Origin of the sequence: Candidatus Proelusimicrobium excrementi, assembly GCF_937881865.1 — a bacterium.
Taxonomy (GTDB): Bacteria; Elusimicrobiota; Elusimicrobia; order Elusimicrobiales; family Elusimicrobiaceae; genus Proelusimicrobium; species Proelusimicrobium excrementi.
The window spans coordinates 1-1,581 of sequence record NZ_CALGEO010000141.1; the positions used below are offsets into that span (position 1 = coordinate 1).

Consider the following 1,581-nt stretch of genomic DNA (forward strand, 5'->3'; position numbering starts at 1 on the left):
GCTTTGGCCCTGCAATCCGCCTTGGAAGATGCAGGCGTTCCCACCCGCGTATTGACTTCGATCAACGTATATCAGCTTGCGGAGCCTTTTATCCGCCGCAAAGCCATAAGGCACTTGGAAAAAGGCCGCGTAGTTATTTTTGCCGGCGGCACTGGCAACCCCTTCTTTACGACCGATTCCGCTGCGGCTTTAAGAGCTTCCGAAATTAAGGCCGATTTGGTCTTAAAGGCGACCCAAGTCGACGGAGTTTATGACAGCGACCCCAAAAAGAATCCCAAAGCCAAATTAATCAAAAAAATCACTTACGAAGACGCAATCAAAAAAGGCCTTAAGTTTATGGATACCGCCGCTTTGGCCCTTTGTTTGGAAAATAAATTTCCCCTTTGCGTATTCAATTTACATAAAAAAGGAAATATCAAATTGGCGGTGTCAGGCAAAAAAATAGGCACCACCATTTATTAATTTAACCTCAGGAACTATTCTCGCCGTATCATTTCGCTTGGATTATACCGCTGGCTTGTTTCGCCATATTTATAATAGCGATGACTTGTTATTTTTTAAGGAGGGAAATTTCCGCATTTTTCCAAAAGATGTTCTTCCCGGATACAAATCGTTATATAATGCCGGCGGGGATAATTTCAAACGTAAATACGGATAAAGTGCAGGGCCCGCTCACCCCGGAAAGAATCGCGGAATTGATTGAACTTGAAGAGAATCCTTCAAAAGCCGCCGAGGCCGCTAAACCCGCGGAAACAAAAAAAGAACCCGCGCCGAAACTCCCTAAAGAGAAAAAGGGCTTCTTAAGAAGATTTGAAACCAATTTCCGCTGGCGTTTCAGAAAGTTAAAACAGGGCATAAAAGCTTGGTTCGCCGATTTCGCCGGAACGGAAGACGCCCCCGCCAACGCTTCCGCCCCTAAAGAAACCGTAAAGATTATGGCGGAAAGCGCATCGCCCGCGCCTTTACTTTTATCACAGGAAAAACCTGAAACGGAAGAACCAGCAAAACAAGCGGAAAAGCCGGCTGAAAATTGGCTGCCGGAAGAAGCCGCCGAAGAGGAACATGAATATGGTTTAACTGAGGAAGCCCCGGCTTTGGTTATTCCCGCGCCGGAGGAACCGGCAGAGGAACCCATAAAAGCAGAAGAGGCGGCGCCCGCAGAGGACGAATCCCCCGCGCCTGTTGTTCTGCCGGAAACACAGCCCTTAGAACAGCCTAAACAAGAAGAAGCCGAAAAAACGGAAAAGGAACCTGCGGCTCCGCTTAAGGAGGACAAACCGGAAAATCCCCCGCAAAAAGAGGCAAAAAAAGAAGAAAAACCTTTTATAAGCGACAGAACCGCCGCCATAGCGGCCATACTGATACTTGCCTGTTTTGTGATATTTTTATCCGCCAGAGTAAAGCTTTTGGGCAGCTTGGTAATGCGTCATCATATTGAAATGCGCAATATGCAAAAGCAAATTGAAATGATGAGATACGAACAGCAAGGTTTTAAAATAATCATACACGAAAGGACAATATCGCCCCAAAAAAGATATAATAAATAAAAATAAATCATGAGGTAAAATTTATGGAATGCAT

General features: G+C 45.5%; 2 protein-coding genes. Both read left to right on the forward strand.

The annotated features are described in order from the left end of the window. A partial coding sequence (locus ACQY26_RS06575; RefSeq protein ID WP_428048346.1) for a uridine monophosphate kinase occupies positions 1-462 on the forward strand: 462 nt, incomplete at its 5' end. Positions 463-542: 80 nt separating this feature from the next. Next, complete coding sequence (locus ACQY26_RS06580; protein WP_428048347.1) at positions 543-1,547, forward strand: hypothetical protein; 1,005 nt, start codon at positions 543-545, stop codon at positions 1,545-1,547. Positions 1,548-1,581: the final 34 nt, after the last annotated feature.